A 16,604-nucleotide genomic window follows, 5' to 3' on the forward strand; every position below is an offset into this window, starting at 1 on the left:
GAGTCCGGGAGAATGGGGTTCTCCCGGATATGGTTCATGTATTTGTTGTCTTATTTGCCCAGAAGATGTCAGAACCCTGATAGCCGGTTGCATGGCTTCGAAAATTTTTCTGATAATTTTCCGGACCGATCGGTAAAATACTGATAGACAGCGGCCCACGAATTCGTATTTTGAGGTCATAAGCACGCTTACGACCTCTTTGAGACCAACTCGATTCCTGTTAATGCTTCTGCTGGTAAGGCAGATGGCGGCTGGGCAAACCCCTGATCTGACGTTTCAGAAGCTCAGTACAAAAGACGGATTACCTTCAAACTTTGTGTCCGCAATTGCTACGGATACCAAAGGCTATTTGTGGATAGCTACCCGAAGGGGCCTATGCCGCTATGATGGCTATGTTTTCCGAAAAATGGCCAAACAACAACCAGGAGCGGCTCAGGGTATTTGTCCACTTCCCAACGGTCTGCTAGCAGTTTACTGGACAACCACTGGTCTCTTCCTGATCGACTCCGAAGGTAAGGCCGTAGCTACGCTCGATTCAGTAAATTTTAAAGATGCCGACCCGGCCAATGACCATTTCGAAAACCTGTTTGCCGATTCCAAAGGCAACTTGTGGTCGAGTAGCTATGGATTGGTGCGTCGGTACGATCTACAACACCATAAACGATTTCTGTATACAATAAAAAACCCGAACTACAACGCCGAAGCCAACCATTTTTTCGAAGACCGGCAACACCGTTTATGGGTTTTCAGCGAAGCAGGACTCTACGAATTCGATCGCCATCGGAACCGGCTGGCATGTATAATTGGACCCAATGCACCAGCGAAAATGCGGCAACGTCGGCTCTCGTTTTCGGCCATGACCGAAGACAACAGGGGTAACCTATGGCTCGGAAGTCCACAAGCGGGCCTGGTCCGCTTCAGGCCCGGCACCGATTCGATACACCAATACCCGACACCAGGCATTATTCAGACCTTATCGTTCGCCAACGACTCCACGGCAACGCACAATCTATGGCTGGGCTGCAATGATGGTCTGCACATTTTTCGACTAACAGCCGAAACCCTGCTTACACCATCCGAACTCACCAAACAAGGAGTTTCGATTAGCCAAATTCATACCGATAGCCGCAGGCGCATTGTGTGGTTAGCTACCAGCGATGGATTGTGGCAATACCAATCTGGTTTAACGGCCATTCAAACGATTCACATTCCCGAATCGTTAGTCCACCTTCCCGTTGTTGTAAAGTCCATTTTGCCGGACTCTGTGGATACCTATTGGCTAGGCTTATCGCATACGGGTGTGCTGCACTGGTCAAGAAAAACCAACGATTTCCAGTTAGTTCCATACCCGGTTCCGGCCACGACAAACAACCTGTCGTGGGTCGACAATAGCCTTTGGGCGGCCACCGATCAGGGACTATTTAAGCTGGAAAACAATACATTCATTCCGGTTCGGCTGCCAACCCGCTTTTCGTCCAATAGCATTCAGAAAGTGCTGGCCGATCATCACCAGCGGTTATGGGTTATCCACCAAACAGAAGGTATACAGGTATTTAATCGTCAATCGCTACAGCCCATTCAGCTTTGGAACGACCAGAAAGCCCGAGGTTTATGGACCCTTAATCGCTATCACGACATAACCGAGTCAGCCAACGGGCGTATCTGGATTGCAGCCTGGTATCCGAGAAGCTTTGGCATGATCTGGTATAACCCCAAACAACGACGACTACAGGAACTGGCAGACTTTAACCTTCATCGAAATTTCGTGGGCGATTTTTTCACTCGTGTTGCCACCGGACAACAGGGGCGGTTGCTGTTTGCGGGAGGAGGGGGAGTTAACGTAACGAACGCTCAGGGAATCATCGATACGCTTCGGTCGGTTTCTCCCACCAAAGCACACACGATGGCCAACGACTTTTGTTTTGGCGTGGGCGAAGATACAGAAGGGCGGCTCTGGTTCGGTACTGGCGAGGGCCTGCATGTTTACGACGCCCGAAGCCGACAAATGCGCCGATACACCGAAATCGACGGCTTACTTGCCGATGATGTAAGTAATGCATTTACCATTACCCCCAACGATTTTTTGCTCCTGGGGCAACAGAACGGATTCAACCTGATCGATATCCGCCGACTTCACCAGCCCGCTCCTTTACCTCCGTTGCTAATTTCGGGAATGCAGGTCAATGGCGAATACCGACAGCTACCGGCAACGGGTACCATAGGGCTTACCCGCAATGAAAACGACCTTCGCTTCACCTTCACAACGCTTCGTTATCAGTCCGCCAATGCCACTCACTTCCGCTATCGGCTTACCGGCCATCCAGCCTGGATCGATTTGAATACGGACAATGAACTTAATCTAACAAATCTGAAGTCGGGGAGATATGAGCTGGTTGTTCAGAACGGCGACGCTGCCGGACGCTGGAATCCACATCCCATTACGCTTTCGTTTTCAATTGCCCCGATCTGGTACGAAACCGACTGGTTCCGGGCAGTGCTTGTCCTCTCTTTATTAGGCACTCTATACGGCTTTTACCGGATGAGAATTGGTCAGGAACGCCGAAAAAGCGAATTAATCCGCCAGCGAGCCGAAGCCGAAACACGGGCTCTGCGAGCGCAAATGAATCCACATTTCATTTTCAATTGTATGAATACCATCGACGCTTATATTCTGACCAATCGTCCGGATGCTGCATCGTTCTTTTTACAGAAATTTTCGCGACTGGTTCGACAAGTTCTCGAAAACTCACGCGAAACACTCATTTCTGTTGAACAGGAACTGGAAACGCTCATACTCTATGTAGAGCTGGAAGAAGAGCGGGCCGAACATCAATTCAGTCACAGGGTCACGGTCGACCCAGACGCGAAAGCCAACCTGATTCCTCCGCTGCTGCTGCAACCGTTTGTTGAAAACGCCATTTTACACGGCCTGCGCCACAAAACAAATGGCCCAGGCTTATTGCAGATTCAGATTCAAAAAGAAGCCGATCAACTCCATTGTCGTATCGAAGACAACGGCATTGGGCGAGCCAAAGCTGCGAGCTTCAAACCCCAAAACAACTTCCGCCATTTTCAGTCGCTGGGCAGCACCGTAACGACCGAACGGATCAACTCCCTACAGGCAATCTACGGCACCGATGCCACGTGCACGATTACCGATCAAAACCCATCCGAACAGACCGGAACCGTTGTGGATTTACGGCTTCCACTCTTAAGCTAGTCACATTCGGCTTCGCCAGCCAATTAAAAAGCGTGCCACGGTTTAGAGCCGTGGCACGCTTTTTAATTGGCTACTCCTGTTAGGCTACCGTGATGGTTTGAGCCGGTTTGTTCGTTTCCGGGTTTTTCGGCAGCGTTACTTTCAGAATACCATCGGTATAACTGGCCGAAATCGACTCCACAATCACCTTGTTATTTAGCCGGAACGAGCGTTCGAATCCGTTCGGCATATGCTCCTGATAGGTGTATTTTTCCTGCGACGTCGGCTCCGTATTAGCCGTTTCGCCCGTGCCAGGATAAGCAATTGTCAGCACATCGTCTTTAACCGACAATGTAACATTTTCTTTCACAAGACCCGCTGCAAAGAGCGAAACCTGAAACGCTTCGTCGGTTTCTTCGATGTTAACAGGAGGTTGGCCAAAACCACCCGCCCGACGCCAGAAGTTAGCAAACTTACCCCGTCCGAATTTGCCACGGCCCATTGGACCGCAACCATATTTATGTTCTGATTGAAATGCCTGATTGTGATACATGATTGATTGTGTGTGTTATGTTGTGTGTTTACTGTTTAAAATGCTGATACTTAGCCGGCTTAGCTGATCGGAATTACACGATCATAGCGTTTCATTGGCATGGGATTACGGTAGGCAGGATTGTCGATCGAGATAATTTCGGCCGATTGCCAGCCGCCGTGCCGTAAGTTCCCAAACCGCCGACCCATTAGTCGCCCGGCTACGGCCCGAACCAGCAGGAACGCGACCGAAGCTACCAGTAGTAATTTCAACAGGAGGGTTACCAGAAACAACGCCACTCCCACCAGCAGGGCGAACCCCGCTATTCTCCAGATATGCATGTCTTGTTTTGTTTAATGATTTTCTAAAAAACAGTGAGCTTGTGGAATCAGGAAATATCGTACGCTTCTTTTCGGCTCCCCTACTCGCTGCTACACCAGGATAGTCGCAACAGACGGGGGAAATATTTTAAAAAAAGTCAATATTTTTTCAGTATCGTCATTAAAATGCAGTATATCAGCATATTACAACAATAAACAGCAACTAAATCTGGGCTATCACAAACCTATACCAACGTACTATTCATTCCCCACAAAAAAATAAAAGCTCTCTTCCTTGACATAATTAAAATAAACTCAGACTATTGTAGTGTATTAGTTAAGTAGTACACCACAACTCATAACCATGATTCACCTTACGAATGTGACGTTTGGCTACAACCGAAGGCAGCCCCTTTTTCAAAACCTAAACATTTCGCTCCAGCCGGGGACTATTTATGGGCTACTCGGCAAAAACGGAGCCGGAAAATCGAGTCTCCTGCGGTTAATGGGTGGCTTGCTCTATCCAACATCGGGGCAACTAACTGTAGCCGGTTTTGAACCACGCAAACGCCTGCCCGCTTTTCTGCAGGAATTGTATTTCATTCCGGAAGAAATCTACCTGCCCGCCATCAGCATCCAGCGGTATATCGATACGCTGGGGCCATTTTACCCCAATTTCGATGAAGCTCAGTTTCGCCAATATCTTACCGACTTCGATATTCCTCAACACCAGAAACTGACGGCTATGTCGTACGGGCAGAAAAAGAAAGTCATTATCAGCTTTGGCCTAGCCACCAACACCCGAATCCTGATTATGGACGAACCAACAAACGGGCTCGATATTCCCTCAAAAAAGCAGTTTCGAAAAGTCGTTTCGTCGGTAGTGGATACCGATCGACTACTGTTGATTTCGACTCATCAGGTTCGCGATCTTGACAACTTGATTGATGCGGTTATTATACTCGACGATAGCGAAGTTCTGCTCAATCACTCCCTGGCCGACATTGGTCACCGGCTACTATTCAATACGGTTTCGGCCGTTACGGAGCCCGTTTTGTATGCCGAACCGTCGTTACGAGGCCATGCAGTTGTGATGGAAAATCGGATGCAGGAAGACAGTAAAGTCGATCTGGAACGCTTATTCAATACCACTATTTCGAACCGCGAACGAATTAAAGTTTTGTTTCATTAAGCCGTATGCCGATCCGCCCTATCCTCACCCTGATCAGCCTGCTACTAGTGGCTCTATCGGGCAGTGCTGTTCCTTTTTGCCATAACCTCATGTGGTGGCACGTACCTATATTCTAGTTTTTTCCTATTATGAATCAAATATTTAGCCTCCACCGATTCGGGCTGCTCCTGAAATTGCACCTGTCCGAACATCTCCGAACCTATCTGATGGGCATTAGCCTGCTATTCGGCATCTGGATTGTTTTGATGGCACCAACGGCTATCAAGACCACACACTTCCACGAATCGCTGTATCGAGCCCATGGCGTTTTTTTCGGGGCTGTTTTTTGCGGAGCGGGAGCCTGGTTTGCCAGCGAAGCCTTTCGGGTTGTCAGCACACCTACACGCGGTATTCCTTACCTGACCTTACCGGCTTCTCAACTCGAAAAATTTCTGGTTGCCGGCCTGATGATTGCAGCTTTTATGCTGATTGCTACAGCCGTTTTTTACACTGTTGAAGGCACTTTTTTTTCGTTTATCAATTCGCGCCTGCCACAAGGTGAGCCATCGTATAAACTACTCGATTTAAGCAACCCAGCCGTACCTCCCGAATTTTCCCTGGCCATTCTGTTGGGTCTTCCATTCTTTTTTCTGGGTTCGATCTATTTCGACAAAGTGCCCTTTGTTAAAACCGGCGTTATTGCCTTTCTCATTCTGTTTGTAAGCGTATTTCTGAATGAGATACTGGTTGGACAGTTATTTCCCAAACGCAATTACTATGGATCTTCCCTATTTCGGGAAGTTCATTTTGTGCAGAATAATACCTGGTATGAAATCGAACTCACCGACCTGCCCAAACTAGCCGTCAACGGCATACTGCTTCTGATTGCACTGGGGCTTTGGTATACGGCTTATATTCGGTTTAAAGAGAAAGAAATATAGTTATGGATTTTCGCGATAAACAAGCCATCTATAGTCAAATCGCCGACTATGTGTGCGAAAAGATTCTGCTGCGACAGTGGCCACCGGGCGAGCGTATCCCATCGGTTCGCGATCTGGGTGTAGAACTGGAAGTAAACCCCAACACAGTGGTTCGGGCCTACGATTTTCTTCAGCAGAAAAGCATCATTTTCAACAAACGCGGCCTCGGCTATTTTGCTGCCGACGATGCTCCTGATCGGATTACGGCTTACCGCCGGGAACAGTTTCTGGAAGCCGAGCTACCCGTTTTTTTTCGGACGCTCTACCTTCTCAACATCGACCTGAAAGAGATCGAACAGCGCTACGACGAATTTGTTAAAGCCGAGTTCAATTAAGTACCCGCAGCATAGCTCCAAACTAATTCAAAACGGCCTTCGCCTAACATCATGAAAACAAGCAATACACTGCTCATTGGGCTGCTCGTTGTGAGTCTGCTGACACTGGTTGGCTCTACAATGGCCCTCAGAGCTGAATATGATAAAATTGACTTTAATGATCCGTTTTACGGTTATTCGTCGACCCTCATAAAGCCCTTCCGAGTGCTGAAAATCGAAGGTATTTATCCACTGGTGCCCAACACTAAAACCACCGCCCAACCACTAACCAGCGAGACAACACTAGGTATAGAGGCAGGAAAAACGTTCGAGGTTCGGCTTCAAAAAAATAGTAAGCGTTCGTTTACGTACCGATACGTAGGCGATACGTTACTGGTCCGCTACGAACCCGAACGAACCTTCTGGCCAATTGCTACAGATAACCTGTTTGACGAAAAGCCATTTGCTTATATCATCGTTCCGACGCTACAAACGATCATTGCCAATGGTTCTACCTGCGTTGTGAAAGGATTAACTACTGAGCAACTGGCCATCAGGGCGCACAACAGCCGATTGCTGCTTAAGCAAACCACAATAGGCGACTTACGTTCTATTGGCGACATGGGAAGTCTGCTACGAACAGCCACTTCCAACCGCATTGGCACCGCAACCATTGCCTCGCACGACAGCACAGGTTTCGTTGCCGACCGCGATGTTTTTGACAAATTAGACTTGCAGAACGACAGCTTATCCGTCATTAAAGTACCCGCAGCACTGCTGAAAAAATTATAAAGACCTATGTTCCTGTCTAAAACAAGATCTTGCCGTTTGCCTTTACATAAAGCATAAAGCAGCAGGATTTTGTTTTAGACGACAGGAATTATAGAATCTCAGGCTGCGTGGCCTCCACGGCCAGCATATAAACCGTCATCGACTCGCCAGTCGTAGCAATCCAGTTGTCGTAATCGGCAATGGCCTGTAGCCGCAACGCTTCGGTAATGTAGCCTGCCTGAACCAGTTGCGGCCCACGCAATTCAGCCACTACGGCCCATAGCCGACTATCGACTGCAAAAGACGGCTCACTGCGCTGCGTTACTTCAAACTGCGGTTCGACCCGAATATCCGAAAAGCCAACCGTACGCATTAACGCTTCCAGATGATCGGCAATGGCATTGTCGAAACCCGCGTCGGTCCGCCATTGCAGAAAAGCGGCATAAAATGTTTTCATGGAAGCAGGCGGTTCGGGTTGCCAGCTAATTTTCTCGTGGTTAAAATCAAGAATCGCCAGACAGCCGCCCGGTTTAACCAGCCGTTTCATGTTCGCTAAGGCAGCGGTCGGGTCGGCCAGCCATTGAAGCGTTCGGGCGCAAGTCACCAGATCGAACTGCTCGTCGGTATCGAATGTATAGACATCACCCGGTCGAAACGAAAGCCCTGGCAGGGCAATATGGTTTCGTGTGGCTTGCTCGATCAATGCCGGATTTGGATCAATGCCGACCACCCGGCCAGCAGGCCCTACTTTTTCGGCAATACTGCGGGTTATAGCTCCTGTTCCGCAACCTACATCCAGCACCGATAGCCCCGGCTGAAGGTATTTCAACAGATTCCGATTGGCATTGTCGACAGTTCGTCGTTCGATAACCGGATTGTGGGCGGCAGGCATATTGGCCCGTTCGGTTGCGGCTTGGTTGGTCATTGCGGTATGAGTTTGCCGCAAGTACGCATTTATTCTTTCAGAAGTCCACTCGACTCATGTACTGCTAAGCATCTGTTTATGTCGCTTCAGCCAATCCAATCGGCAGTTCAACCATAGCCCAATTGATTTCCCCGATCGAATTTGCCCAATTTTAGACCATCGTTCAGCAAGAACAAGACAGCAAATCAGGTGTGCCAATTTATTGTCCACAGAGGCACAGAGGACACAAAAAGAGTTATTCAGTTTAATAAACACCCCTTTGTGATCTCAGTGCCTTTGTGGACAACAAGTTTATATACTAGCAATGAACCAGCGAAGGCTGTTTTTGATAATACGCATACAGGGATCAGGTGTAGTATAATAAAGAGCGGATGGGCATCGACCTACCGCTCTTTTTTTAGCCCTAATATCCATCAGTTCATCACGGGTTTCTACCGCTTCAATACGTTTGCTATTGATGGAGTGATCAACTCAGCGACAATTTTGCCTCGGCTTGAATGCCATATCATATCACTCTTTTTACCAACAACTCATGAAAAAAGTGTTTAAAATTGTTGGAATCGTGCTGGGTTGCCTGGTGCTGGCAGCAGCGGGTTTCTGCGCCTATGTTGCCGTAACGGGCCTGCCTACCTACGATCCACCGGCCACACCGAAGATAACCGTTGCCCGCACGCCAGCCCGTATCCAGCGCGGTGAAGCCATTGCCCAGATGCTTTGCATAAAATGCCATGCCGATAAAGAGAACCGGCTGACAGGCAATGAAATGACCGACCTACCCGCATTTTTCGGCAAAATTTATACGGTTAACATCACACAGGATAAAGAAGCCGGAATTGGCAACTGGACCGACGGCGAACTTATCTACTATCTCCGAACAGGGGTTCGACCCGATGGGTCCTTTGCACCTGTTATGCCCAAATTCCCAATCATGGCCGACGAAGATATGGAGTCGATTGTAGCCTGGCTTCGCTCCGATAGCTTTTCGGTACAACCTAGCCGGAACGAAACTCCTCCCTCAGAATATAGTTTTGTCACTAAGCTGCTGGCTCACACCGTTTTGGGTGCAGTTCCCTACAAGCAGGAGTTGAGAACCATCCCCGATAGTACGGACGAGGTAGCCTTTGGACGCTATGTAGCCAATGGGCTGGCAAGCTGTTTTGCCTGTCATTCGGCCGATTTCACGAAACAGGACCGGGCTACTCCCGAGCTATCGGCAGGCTTTTACGGCGGTGGTAACGAGATGAAAGATGAAGCCGGAAACATCATTTATACGGCAAACCTGACCTTCGATGAGCAAACGGGCATTGCCCGCAAATACACCAAAGAGCAATTCATCAAAGCCGTAAAATACTGCGTTCGGCCCGATGGCTCGGTGTTGAGCTATCCTATGCCTCCGCACACTACCCTTACCGACTACGAAGCAGGCTCGATCTACGAATATCTCAAAACGATTCCCAAAATTAATAACGACGTAGCTGCCAAAAACAAACAGGCCCGGCTGGCTTCCAACTAACCCAACCCGCCACTGGATTATGGTGGCGGGAACCTCAGCAACACCCTCTTTTTAACAACAACTACAATGAACAACAAACGTATTCTTTTCGCCACTATGCCTATGGATGGCCACCTGAACCCGCTCACGGGGCTTGCAGTTCACTTACAACAAGTTGGCTATGACGTTCGGTGGTATACAGGACCAACCTACGCTTACAAAATCAAAAAGCTGGGAGTTCCCTATTATCCGTTCCGAAAGGCTACGGAAATTAATCAGCTCAATCTGGACATTGCCCTGCCCGAACGCCAGAAAATTAAAGGCACTATTGCCCGACTGCGGTTTGATATTAACAACGTTTTTCTGCATCGGGCACCCGAATTTGTCGAAGATTTGCTTGGCATTTATGATGAGTTTCCGTTCGATCTGCTGGTGTGCGATGCGGTGTTTACGGGTGCGCCGTTTATCAAACAACTGCTTGGCGTTCCGGTGGTGGCAGTTGGGGTAGTCCCTCTCAGTGAAACCTCACAGGATACGCCCCCCAGTGGCATGGGACTGGAACCGGCCACGAATCTCCTGGGAAAACAGTGGCATCGCTTCCTTCGCTACCTGACGATTAACCACTTACTAAAACCATGCACGGATCTATACAACCAGCTATTGGTCCAGCATAAGTTGCCGACCACCTCCGAATTCGTTTTCGACGCCTTCATTCATAGCGCCGATGTGTATTTGCAGAGTGGAGTACCCGGTTTTGAATACCCGCGCCGGGATATAAGCCCCAACATCCAGTTTGCAGGCCCAATGCTCCCTCATAACAATGGCCCAAAACATCCATTCCGGTATGTGGCCAAATCCAGATTGCATAAACGTGTGGTACTGGTGACGCAGGGAACCGTTGAGCGCGACCCGGAGAAAATTCTGGTGCCGACACTGGAAGCGTTCAAAAACGATCACGAAACGCTGGTCATTGCCACTACGGGCGGCTCAAAAACGAACGAATTGCGCGAGCGGTTTCCGTATGAAAATCTCATTATTGACGATTTTATCGATTTCAATGCCGTGATGCCTCATACCGATGTGTATGTTACCAATGGCGGCTATGGTGGTGTCATGCTCGGTTTGCAAAACAAGCTGCCCGTTATTGTAGCCGGCATTCACGAAGGGAAAAACGAAATTGCCGCCCGCGTTGGTCATTTTAGACTTGGTATCAATCTGAAGACCGAAACGCCCAAACCGAATCAGATTCGTAACGCTGTGGAGCAGATTTTACACGACGATACCTACCGCCAGAATGTCGCGAAACTTGCTCAGGAGTTCCGGCAGTATAACCCCAACGAACTCGCCGAAAAAGCCATCGCTAAACTATTGACCAACAGGGAGAAGGCTCCAGAACTAGTTGCATAACAGCCTAATCATTCGTTAATTGTCGTTAGTCATTGGATACTACTTTTCGCATGGCTAATGACAATTGACCAATAACCAATGGCGATTGGCTACTACCTCATGACGGTTCATCGCCCTTATATACCGGTTGGTGGGCCAATCCATACGTTTTATCAGGAACACTCTTTGTATCACCAGAAAGGGGTTTGACCTTCATAAGTTGTCCCTACCTTTGTGTGCTTACAACCTGGTTAGCCCTGCATGACGTACGAAACATGGGTTCTGGTGTTTCTGGGAATGCTTACGGCCATGCTACTGTACAATGCTGTTCAGTGGTTGTGGTATCAAGAGCGTGTGTATGCCCTATACACGCTCTACATGCTTGTGTGGCTGGCTTATTTTCTGCTCCGAAATCCATCACGGACGCTTGAGCTGCCAACAAATGACTGGTATTTCCTGAGAACAGTCGGCCCGATGGTGGCTTACTTCATTTATTTCGATTTTACGACCTCTTTTCTGGATCTGCATCGCCGGGCACCAGCTCTGGTAGGCATCTTTCGGTATACGCAGATTGGTCTGCTGGCCTATGTGCTGGTCGAAATCATTTTCTGTTTCGCTACCGATCTGTGGGCAAAACCTGTGCACGAAATTGTACATACGATAGTACGGGTAGCACTGGCACTAATTTCAGTTTATACCGTTGTCCGGGTTTACAACCATCGAAATGCCGTCGATCGGTTGTTTATTACGGGCTCTTCGCTGCTTATTCTGGGCGGACTGGCATCCATGTTGCTCAGTATTTTCTGGCTCGACCTATCCGCTCCCGATCCAGCAATGTTCTGGCAGGCCCCACTTACGTACCTGCATATTGGCATTTTTCTTGAACTCCTGTGCTTTTCGCTGGGCCTTGCCTATCGACACCGTCAGGAATCGATTCGAAAGGCTGTTGTTGAAAAAAATCTGGAAAAAGAACGCGAACAACGGCTCCGCGAGCAGGCCGAAGCCGAACTGGCTGTTCAGCAACTAAAACAGGAAATGACCGAAGTTCAGATGCGGGCCTTACAGGTCCAGATTAGTCCCCATTTTCTGTTCAATAGTCTGAACACACTTTCCTCGCTCATTACCGACGACCCCGACCGGGCCGAGCGTTTTGTCGATGAGATGTCTAACGTATATCGGTATCTGCTCCAGGCCAACGACCGCGAACTCACTACGCTGGCCACCGAAATGCGGTTTGTTCAATCTTATTACCATTTGTTGAAAACCCGCTATGGCCACGGCATTGTTCTGACGGTCGATATTGCCGATACCTACCAAACATATCAGTTACCTCCGCTCACACTGCAATTACTTATCGAAAATGCGGTAAAACACAATGTCGTTTCGTCCGACCGGCCTCTCACAATTCATATTGCTATCGACGGACCTAAATCACTGTGTATCAGAAATAATATTCAGCGAAAAATTGGTGTGCAACACACATCTACGCAAAAAGGGCTGCTGAACATTATGGAGAAATATCGGCTGCTCAATCAGCCCCCGATTCAGATTACGGAAACCGACGAATACTTCGAAGTTATTCTTCAACTGATCGATCCAGCCTGAATCCTTTTCTTACCGATTCATGGTCGGGAAACTGCATTTCATCGGAATCCCGATTGATTTTGGGCTCTGCCAACCGCCATCTTTGACACGTCAACCGGCAACCACCGTTTGTTGACACTCTCAATCCTCTTTTTCAAACAACAACTATTTATGAAACGGTTTACCTCCTTTATACTGGCCCTGGCGGCCGCGCTGATGGTTATAACATCGGCCTGTAAGAAAGAAAACGAAACGATGGTGCAACCCGATGGCACTACAACAGGCTCGGGAACGCCGGTTTTCGTTGGCAAAAATCTGATGATGAGTTCATTCCAGACCGACCCTATTATTGATATGGATGGCGACGGCAAACTGGACCCCGATCTGCTGGTCTTCATGCGCCCCTGCGACAAAGACAACACCATTATGTTCGAGAAAAGTGGAAAGCTATCGGGCAGCAACGGGCAACTGTCCTGCTCGGGCGACGAAACCGATCCGTCGGTTGTGAAACCCAGCACCTGGACCTACGACGAAAAAACCAAAACGCTGCGTATCATCAACAGTGCCGATCTTACGGATGTATCGGAATGGAAAGTACTCGAAGCATCAGCCAGCATGTTAAAGGTCGAGGTCTCAGTTAGCGAAGATGGCGACGCTCACAAGGCCATCATGACCTGGAAAGTTGTGTGATAGTTAGGTTAGTAGATAGGCGGATGGGTAATCGGGGCTTTCCTGATTACCCATTTTTTTGTTGCCTATCAACATAAATTGTTATATTTCATAAGAAATTGAGACTTAAAATATATCGGGTTATAAATTGAATATAACCCTACCGCTTATAAGGCTGCATTAAACAAGGCACACGAAAAGGAAATAACATATAAAATGCGCTAGTATGCTTTTGTTTAGAGGCAATCTTGTCCCTTTTCTAACTCTTTTATTAGCAGGATTCTCTTTCTTGTGGGCAATAATTAGTTTTATCAGTTTTGAGGCTTTTAAAAAGACCAATTATTATGAACACCAATTTCGAAAAGAATCAATTTGGCTAAGAGGCTTAGTAAAAGCATTTATTGTAATAGCCGGTTTTATAGTAAGTTTTTTTCTTGTGCTTTAAATTGACTGGCCGATAGCCCGCCTAAATGCATCTGTAGGTAGAAATCTCCTATAAAATTGAATACTGCCAGAGCATCAGAAGTACTTGAAAAATGACAAAATAAATAGAAACGAGATACGGCAAAAGCTCCTGATATATGCTATCTTGTTAGGAATTTTGGCAACTATTGTTCGTTGGGTATCAAACCAGTACACACCCGCTTTTTTGCTTGATTTAATTAACCACGCCAAATCGGATAATATACTGATGCAACGAATTGGAGGATATAGGAAATATTCATTTTCTTACACATAAACTGACTTTAGCAAACTTCATTTTGAAGCGTCAATTTATGGCGAGGACAGCCCCATAATTTATGAAGGTCAAGCGGCTAAAATCTCGGAACGGCAGTGGAAAGTTGAACAGATAAAATCAACCATATGGGCCCCATAGCTTCACTCAGCAAAAGACATCTTTCCATCGAGCAGTATGTATCTCCCAAAGGTAAATATCCCGAAAACACCGTATTATAATTAGCTTCACCCATGCAAAAGAGGACAGAAAAGCGGGAGGCCAATCAGTATGATAAAATTGTCAAGGAAAACATTGAAAGCATCATCCCGACTCTGATGAATAGCGTATTGGGGTTCCGAGTCAAGGAAGCTGTTATAAGTAAGGAGAAATTGCAGCAAACAAAAGAAAAAGAAGCTGATGCTCTACGAATAATTACCGATCCTGCTGGACAGAAATTTATCTACACTTAGAGTTTCAGGTCGATAACTATTCTAAAATGGCCTACCGAATGGCGGACTATTGGCTATTACTCAAAGCAAAGTATAAGCTTCCTATCCGTCAGTTTGTTATTTTTATTGGGAGCGGCCAGCCTAAAATGAGTACAATTTTATCTGAGGATGGAAACTATTTCCAGTTTCAGCTTATCAACATTACCCAATTTGACTATCAACGATTTTTCCAGTCAGACAGTGCAGAAGAAGTGCTATTAGCGGTCTTGAGTAACTTCAGCGGAGAAGACCCGGAAAACGCACTGAACCAAATCATCCATCGTCTTGAAGAGATTACCCCAGACCAGCGTACGTTTCAGAAGCATCTGCGGCAATTGCGAGTCTTATCAAAGTTGCGTAAATGAGATTTAAAATTTGACGACATGATTCAGAACATGGCCAAATACATTGATGCAGACAACGATTATCTGATCATCAATGCTAAAGGAAAAATTGTGGAAAACCTGCTCCAAAAGCTAAATTTAACGCTTGAGCAAACAGCCGATATTGCCGGAGTCTCGGTCGAGTTTGTTAAAAATATTCAGCAACGACTTGCGGCAAACAGATAGCTTTTTACAGACATACGCACCTACTAAAGTCTTTCCCTCCCACAGACCTCACTGGCGTACGAGCACGGTCTGCGGCACCAGCAATGGCAGCGTTACGCGAAACCAGCCTTCCTGTTCTTCAATAATGGGCTCAGGCTGATTCAGTAGCTGGTATTTGAACGCAATATTCGATAAACCGACGCCATTCGATTCTACCCGCAACTGCTTGCGTTGTAATGTATTTTCCACAATAAGCTGTTTCTGATCATTCGTCCTGATGCGAATGCATAGGGGCGAATCCGATAAAATCATGTTGTGCTTCACTGCATTTTCGACCAGCAGTTGCAGCGTCAGTGGTGGCAACCAGGCTTTGCTATATGCTTCCTCGACCGAAATTTCCAGATTGACACCACTACCAAAACGCGTTCGGAGCAAATGAAAATACGAATTGATAAAAGTCAGTTCGTGGTTGAGCGTGGTCAGTTCGTTTTCGTTGCTTCGTAATAGATAGCGATATACGCTCGATAGTTCATCAACAAAATCGTTCGCCTGGCCAGGGCTTTCATCGATCAGCGACGAGAGCGTGTTCAGACTATTGAACAAAAAATGGGGGTTAATCTGACTTTGCAGTGCCCGCATTTGCACTTCGGTTTTTTCGTGCTGAAGCTGTTGCAGGGCCAGATCGGCTTCGAGTTGTTCGCGATGGTGCTGTTCGCGTTCTTTTTCCAGATTTTTTTCAACAACAGCCTTCCGAACGGCTTCGCGCCGATGGCGATACGAAATACCCAGCGAGAAGAAGATCAGATCCAGCACAACCCCTAGTTGAACGAACAAATCGGGATGTTGCCAGAAGAGCATTTTCTGACTAAAGTGCGACGACCGGATCAGCAGCAGAATCGTAATCGAATGGTTGATCATCAGCGATGCGGTGCCTGCCACAAAAAAACGGGCCACCATATCGTTCGACCGATAGAACGTAAAAACGATATACCCACCTACGCTAAGCAACGCCAACCGAACCGGATGAAGCAACAAATCGTGGAGGGGCGTTTGCCAGAAATCCGTAAACAAATAGATATAGGTCTTGGTAACGCAATAAAACACAAGCACCCACTGAACCCGTTTCACCCACGCCAGAAAACGCGGTCGACCGCGTAGCTCCAGAAAGATTTTTGCCAGTTCCAGATACAAAATATAGGACGCATAAGACAGCAGCAACTTATAGAAGTTGGCAATATTTCGGGGCAGATCGAAATGATTGATTGTGAAGTAAATGGCCCATGTAAGCGTATAGATCGTATAGAGCCCATAAATGCGTTCTCTATACATAAACCACTGTACGGCATTGGTCAGCAACATGGCTACCACCATACCCAGAAAAAGGGGCGACCAGGCTTCGTAAGTCATTGACGGTGTCTTGCTTAGGCTAGCTCGAAAGCAGAAACGAAAATACGAAAAATACAAATACGTTCATCAATCGGTTTAGCAGACGGTATGCCTGCAACGC

Annotated in this window: 16 protein-coding genes; 12 read left to right on the plus strand and 4 right to left on the minus strand. The window is 47.4% G+C overall.

Annotation, left to right across the window (positions count from 1 at the left end; genetic code table 11):
• The first annotated feature begins 223 nt into the window (after positions 1 to 223).
• On the plus strand, positions 224 to 3,220 hold the full coding sequence (locus tag WBJ53_RS26630; protein WP_338871912.1) for a two-component regulator propeller domain-containing protein: 2,997 nt from the start codon (positions 224 to 226) through the stop codon (positions 3,218 to 3,220).
• 79 nt (positions 3,221 to 3,299) lie between these two features.
• On the opposite strand, the gene WBJ53_RS26635 is transcribed toward WBJ53_RS26630, so the two are convergent.
• Both WBJ53_RS26635 and WBJ53_RS26640 read right to left on the minus strand, forming a co-directional pair.
• Complete coding sequence (locus tag WBJ53_RS26635; protein ID WP_338871914.1) at positions 3,300 to 3,752, minus strand: Hsp20/alpha crystallin family protein; 453 nt, start codon at positions 3,750 to 3,752, stop codon at positions 3,300 to 3,302.
• A 59-nt stretch (positions 3,753 to 3,811) separates the two neighbouring features.
• Positions 3,812 to 4,072, minus strand: coding sequence for a hypothetical protein (locus WBJ53_RS26640; protein ID WP_338871916.1), 261 nt, complete (start codon positions 4,070 to 4,072; stop codon positions 3,812 to 3,814).
• 343 nt (positions 4,073 to 4,415) lie between these two features.
• On the opposite strand from WBJ53_RS26640, the gene WBJ53_RS26645 reads away from it, so the two are divergent.
• From WBJ53_RS26645 to WBJ53_RS26660, 4 genes are all read left to right on the plus strand, one after another.
• Complete coding sequence (locus tag WBJ53_RS26645) at positions 4,416 to 5,243, plus strand: ABC transporter ATP-binding protein (protein WP_338871918.1); 828 nt, start codon at positions 4,416 to 4,418, stop codon at positions 5,241 to 5,243.
• 128 nt (positions 5,244 to 5,371) lie between these two features.
• Entirely contained in the window at positions 5,372 to 6,163 is a 792-nt protein-coding gene (locus WBJ53_RS26650) for a hypothetical protein (protein WP_338871920.1), read from the plus strand.
• Positions 6,164 to 6,165: 2 nt separating this feature from the next.
• Positions 6,166 to 6,537: a GntR family transcriptional regulator gene (locus WBJ53_RS26655; RefSeq protein WP_338871922.1), complete on the plus strand. Its 372-nt coding sequence runs from the start codon at positions 6,166 to 6,168 to the stop codon at positions 6,535 to 6,537.
• A 51-nt stretch (positions 6,538 to 6,588) separates the two neighbouring features.
• Positions 6,589 to 7,308, plus strand: a complete 720-nt coding sequence (locus WBJ53_RS26660) for a hypothetical protein (RefSeq protein ID WP_338871924.1) — start codon at positions 6,589 to 6,591, stop codon at positions 7,306 to 7,308.
• An 88-nt stretch (positions 7,309 to 7,396) separates the two neighbouring features.
• Here WBJ53_RS26660 and WBJ53_RS26665 read toward each other — a convergent pair whose 3' ends face one another.
• Positions 7,397 to 8,212, minus strand: coding sequence for a methyltransferase domain-containing protein (locus WBJ53_RS26665; RefSeq protein WP_338871926.1), 816 nt, complete (start codon positions 8,210 to 8,212; stop codon positions 7,397 to 7,399).
• A 532-nt stretch (positions 8,213 to 8,744) separates the two neighbouring features.
• Here WBJ53_RS26665 and WBJ53_RS26670 point away from each other — a divergent pair.
• From WBJ53_RS26670 to WBJ53_RS26700, 7 genes are all read left to right on the plus strand, one after another.
• Positions 8,745 to 9,725 (plus strand): c-type cytochrome, encoded by a 981-nt coding sequence (locus WBJ53_RS26670; protein ID WP_338871928.1) that lies wholly within the window; start codon positions 8,745 to 8,747, stop codon positions 9,723 to 9,725.
• Positions 9,726 to 9,791: 66 nt separating this feature from the next.
• Positions 9,792 to 11,111, plus strand: coding sequence for a nucleotide disphospho-sugar-binding domain-containing protein (locus tag WBJ53_RS26675; RefSeq protein ID WP_338871930.1), 1,320 nt, complete (start codon positions 9,792 to 9,794; stop codon positions 11,109 to 11,111).
• A gap of 240 nt (positions 11,112 to 11,351) precedes the next feature.
• The gene (locus tag WBJ53_RS26680; RefSeq protein WP_338871932.1) at positions 11,352 to 12,695 is read left to right on the plus strand and encodes a histidine kinase; all 1,344 of its coding nucleotides are present in this window, start codon (positions 11,352 to 11,354) and stop codon (positions 12,693 to 12,695) included.
• 150 nt (positions 12,696 to 12,845) lie between these two features.
• A complete protein-coding gene (locus WBJ53_RS26685; protein ID WP_338871934.1) occupies positions 12,846 to 13,364 on the plus strand; it encodes a hypothetical protein in 519 nt (172 codons plus the stop codon).
• 948 nt (positions 13,365 to 14,312) lie between these two features.
• Entirely contained in the window at positions 14,313 to 14,531 is a 219-nt protein-coding gene (locus tag WBJ53_RS26690; protein WP_338871936.1) for a hypothetical protein, read from the plus strand.
• Positions 14,532 to 14,557: 26 nt separating this feature from the next.
• On the plus strand, positions 14,558 to 14,914 hold the full coding sequence (locus WBJ53_RS26695; protein ID WP_338871937.1) for a hypothetical protein: 357 nt from the start codon (positions 14,558 to 14,560) through the stop codon (positions 14,912 to 14,914).
• A gap of 18 nt (positions 14,915 to 14,932) precedes the next feature.
• Positions 14,933 to 15,118, plus strand: coding sequence for a hypothetical protein (locus tag WBJ53_RS26700; RefSeq protein ID WP_338871939.1), 186 nt, complete (start codon positions 14,933 to 14,935; stop codon positions 15,116 to 15,118).
• Positions 15,119 to 15,166: 48 nt separating this feature from the next.
• Here the strand turns inward: WBJ53_RS26700 and WBJ53_RS26705 are convergent, their stop codons facing one another.
• Positions 15,167 to 16,504: a histidine kinase gene (locus WBJ53_RS26705; RefSeq protein ID WP_338871941.1), complete on the minus strand. Its 1,338-nt coding sequence runs from the start codon at positions 16,502 to 16,504 to the stop codon at positions 15,167 to 15,169.
• Positions 16,505 to 16,604: the final 100 nt, after the last annotated feature.

Source organism: Spirosoma sp. SC4-14, assembly GCF_037201965.1.
GTDB lineage: Bacteria > Bacteroidota > Bacteroidia > Cytophagales > Spirosomataceae > Spirosoma.

Excerpts from the sequence above, each read along its gene's own strand:
- WBJ53_RS26685 (WP_338871934.1), top strand. The coding sequence starts at position 12,846 with ATGAAACGGTTTACCTCCTTTATACTGGCCCTGGCGGCCGCGCTGATG.
- WBJ53_RS26645 (WP_338871918.1), top strand. The coding sequence starts at position 4,416 with ATGATTCACCTTACGAATGTGACGTTTGGCTACAACCGAAGGCAGCCC.
- WBJ53_RS26680 (WP_338871932.1), top strand. The coding sequence starts at position 11,352 with ATGACGTACGAAACATGGGTTCTGGTGTTTCTGGGAATGCTTACGGCC.
- WBJ53_RS26650 (WP_338871920.1), top strand. The coding sequence starts at position 5,372 with ATGAATCAAATATTTAGCCTCCACCGATTCGGGCTGCTCCTGAAATTG.
- WBJ53_RS26630 (WP_338871912.1), top strand. The coding sequence starts at position 224 with ATGCTTCTGCTGGTAAGGCAGATGGCGGCTGGGCAAACCCCTGATCTG.
- WBJ53_RS26690 (WP_338871936.1), top strand. The coding sequence starts at position 14,313 with ATGCAAAAGAGGACAGAAAAGCGGGAGGCCAATCAGTATGATAAAATT.
- WBJ53_RS26660 (WP_338871924.1), top strand. The coding sequence starts at position 6,589 with ATGAAAACAAGCAATACACTGCTCATTGGGCTGCTCGTTGTGAGTCTG.
- WBJ53_RS26700 (WP_338871939.1), top strand. The coding sequence starts at position 14,933 with ATGATTCAGAACATGGCCAAATACATTGATGCAGACAACGATTATCTG.
- WBJ53_RS26665 (WP_338871926.1), bottom strand. The coding sequence starts at position 8,212 with ATGACCAACCAAGCCGCAACCGAACGGGCCAATATGCCTGCCGCCCAC.
- WBJ53_RS26670 (WP_338871928.1), top strand. The coding sequence starts at position 8,745 with ATGAAAAAAGTGTTTAAAATTGTTGGAATCGTGCTGGGTTGCCTGGTG.
- WBJ53_RS26655 (WP_338871922.1), top strand. The coding sequence starts at position 6,166 with ATGGATTTTCGCGATAAACAAGCCATCTATAGTCAAATCGCCGACTAT.
- WBJ53_RS26705 (WP_338871941.1), bottom strand. The coding sequence starts at position 16,504 with ATGACTTACGAAGCCTGGTCGCCCCTTTTTCTGGGTATGGTGGTAGCC.
- WBJ53_RS26675 (WP_338871930.1), top strand. The coding sequence starts at position 9,792 with ATGAACAACAAACGTATTCTTTTCGCCACTATGCCTATGGATGGCCAC.
- WBJ53_RS26695 (WP_338871937.1), top strand. The coding sequence starts at position 14,558 with ATGGCCTACCGAATGGCGGACTATTGGCTATTACTCAAAGCAAAGTAT.
- WBJ53_RS26640 (WP_338871916.1), bottom strand. The coding sequence starts at position 4,072 with ATGCATATCTGGAGAATAGCGGGGTTCGCCCTGCTGGTGGGAGTGGCG.
- WBJ53_RS26635 (WP_338871914.1), bottom strand. The coding sequence starts at position 3,752 with ATGTATCACAATCAGGCATTTCAATCAGAACATAAATATGGTTGCGGT.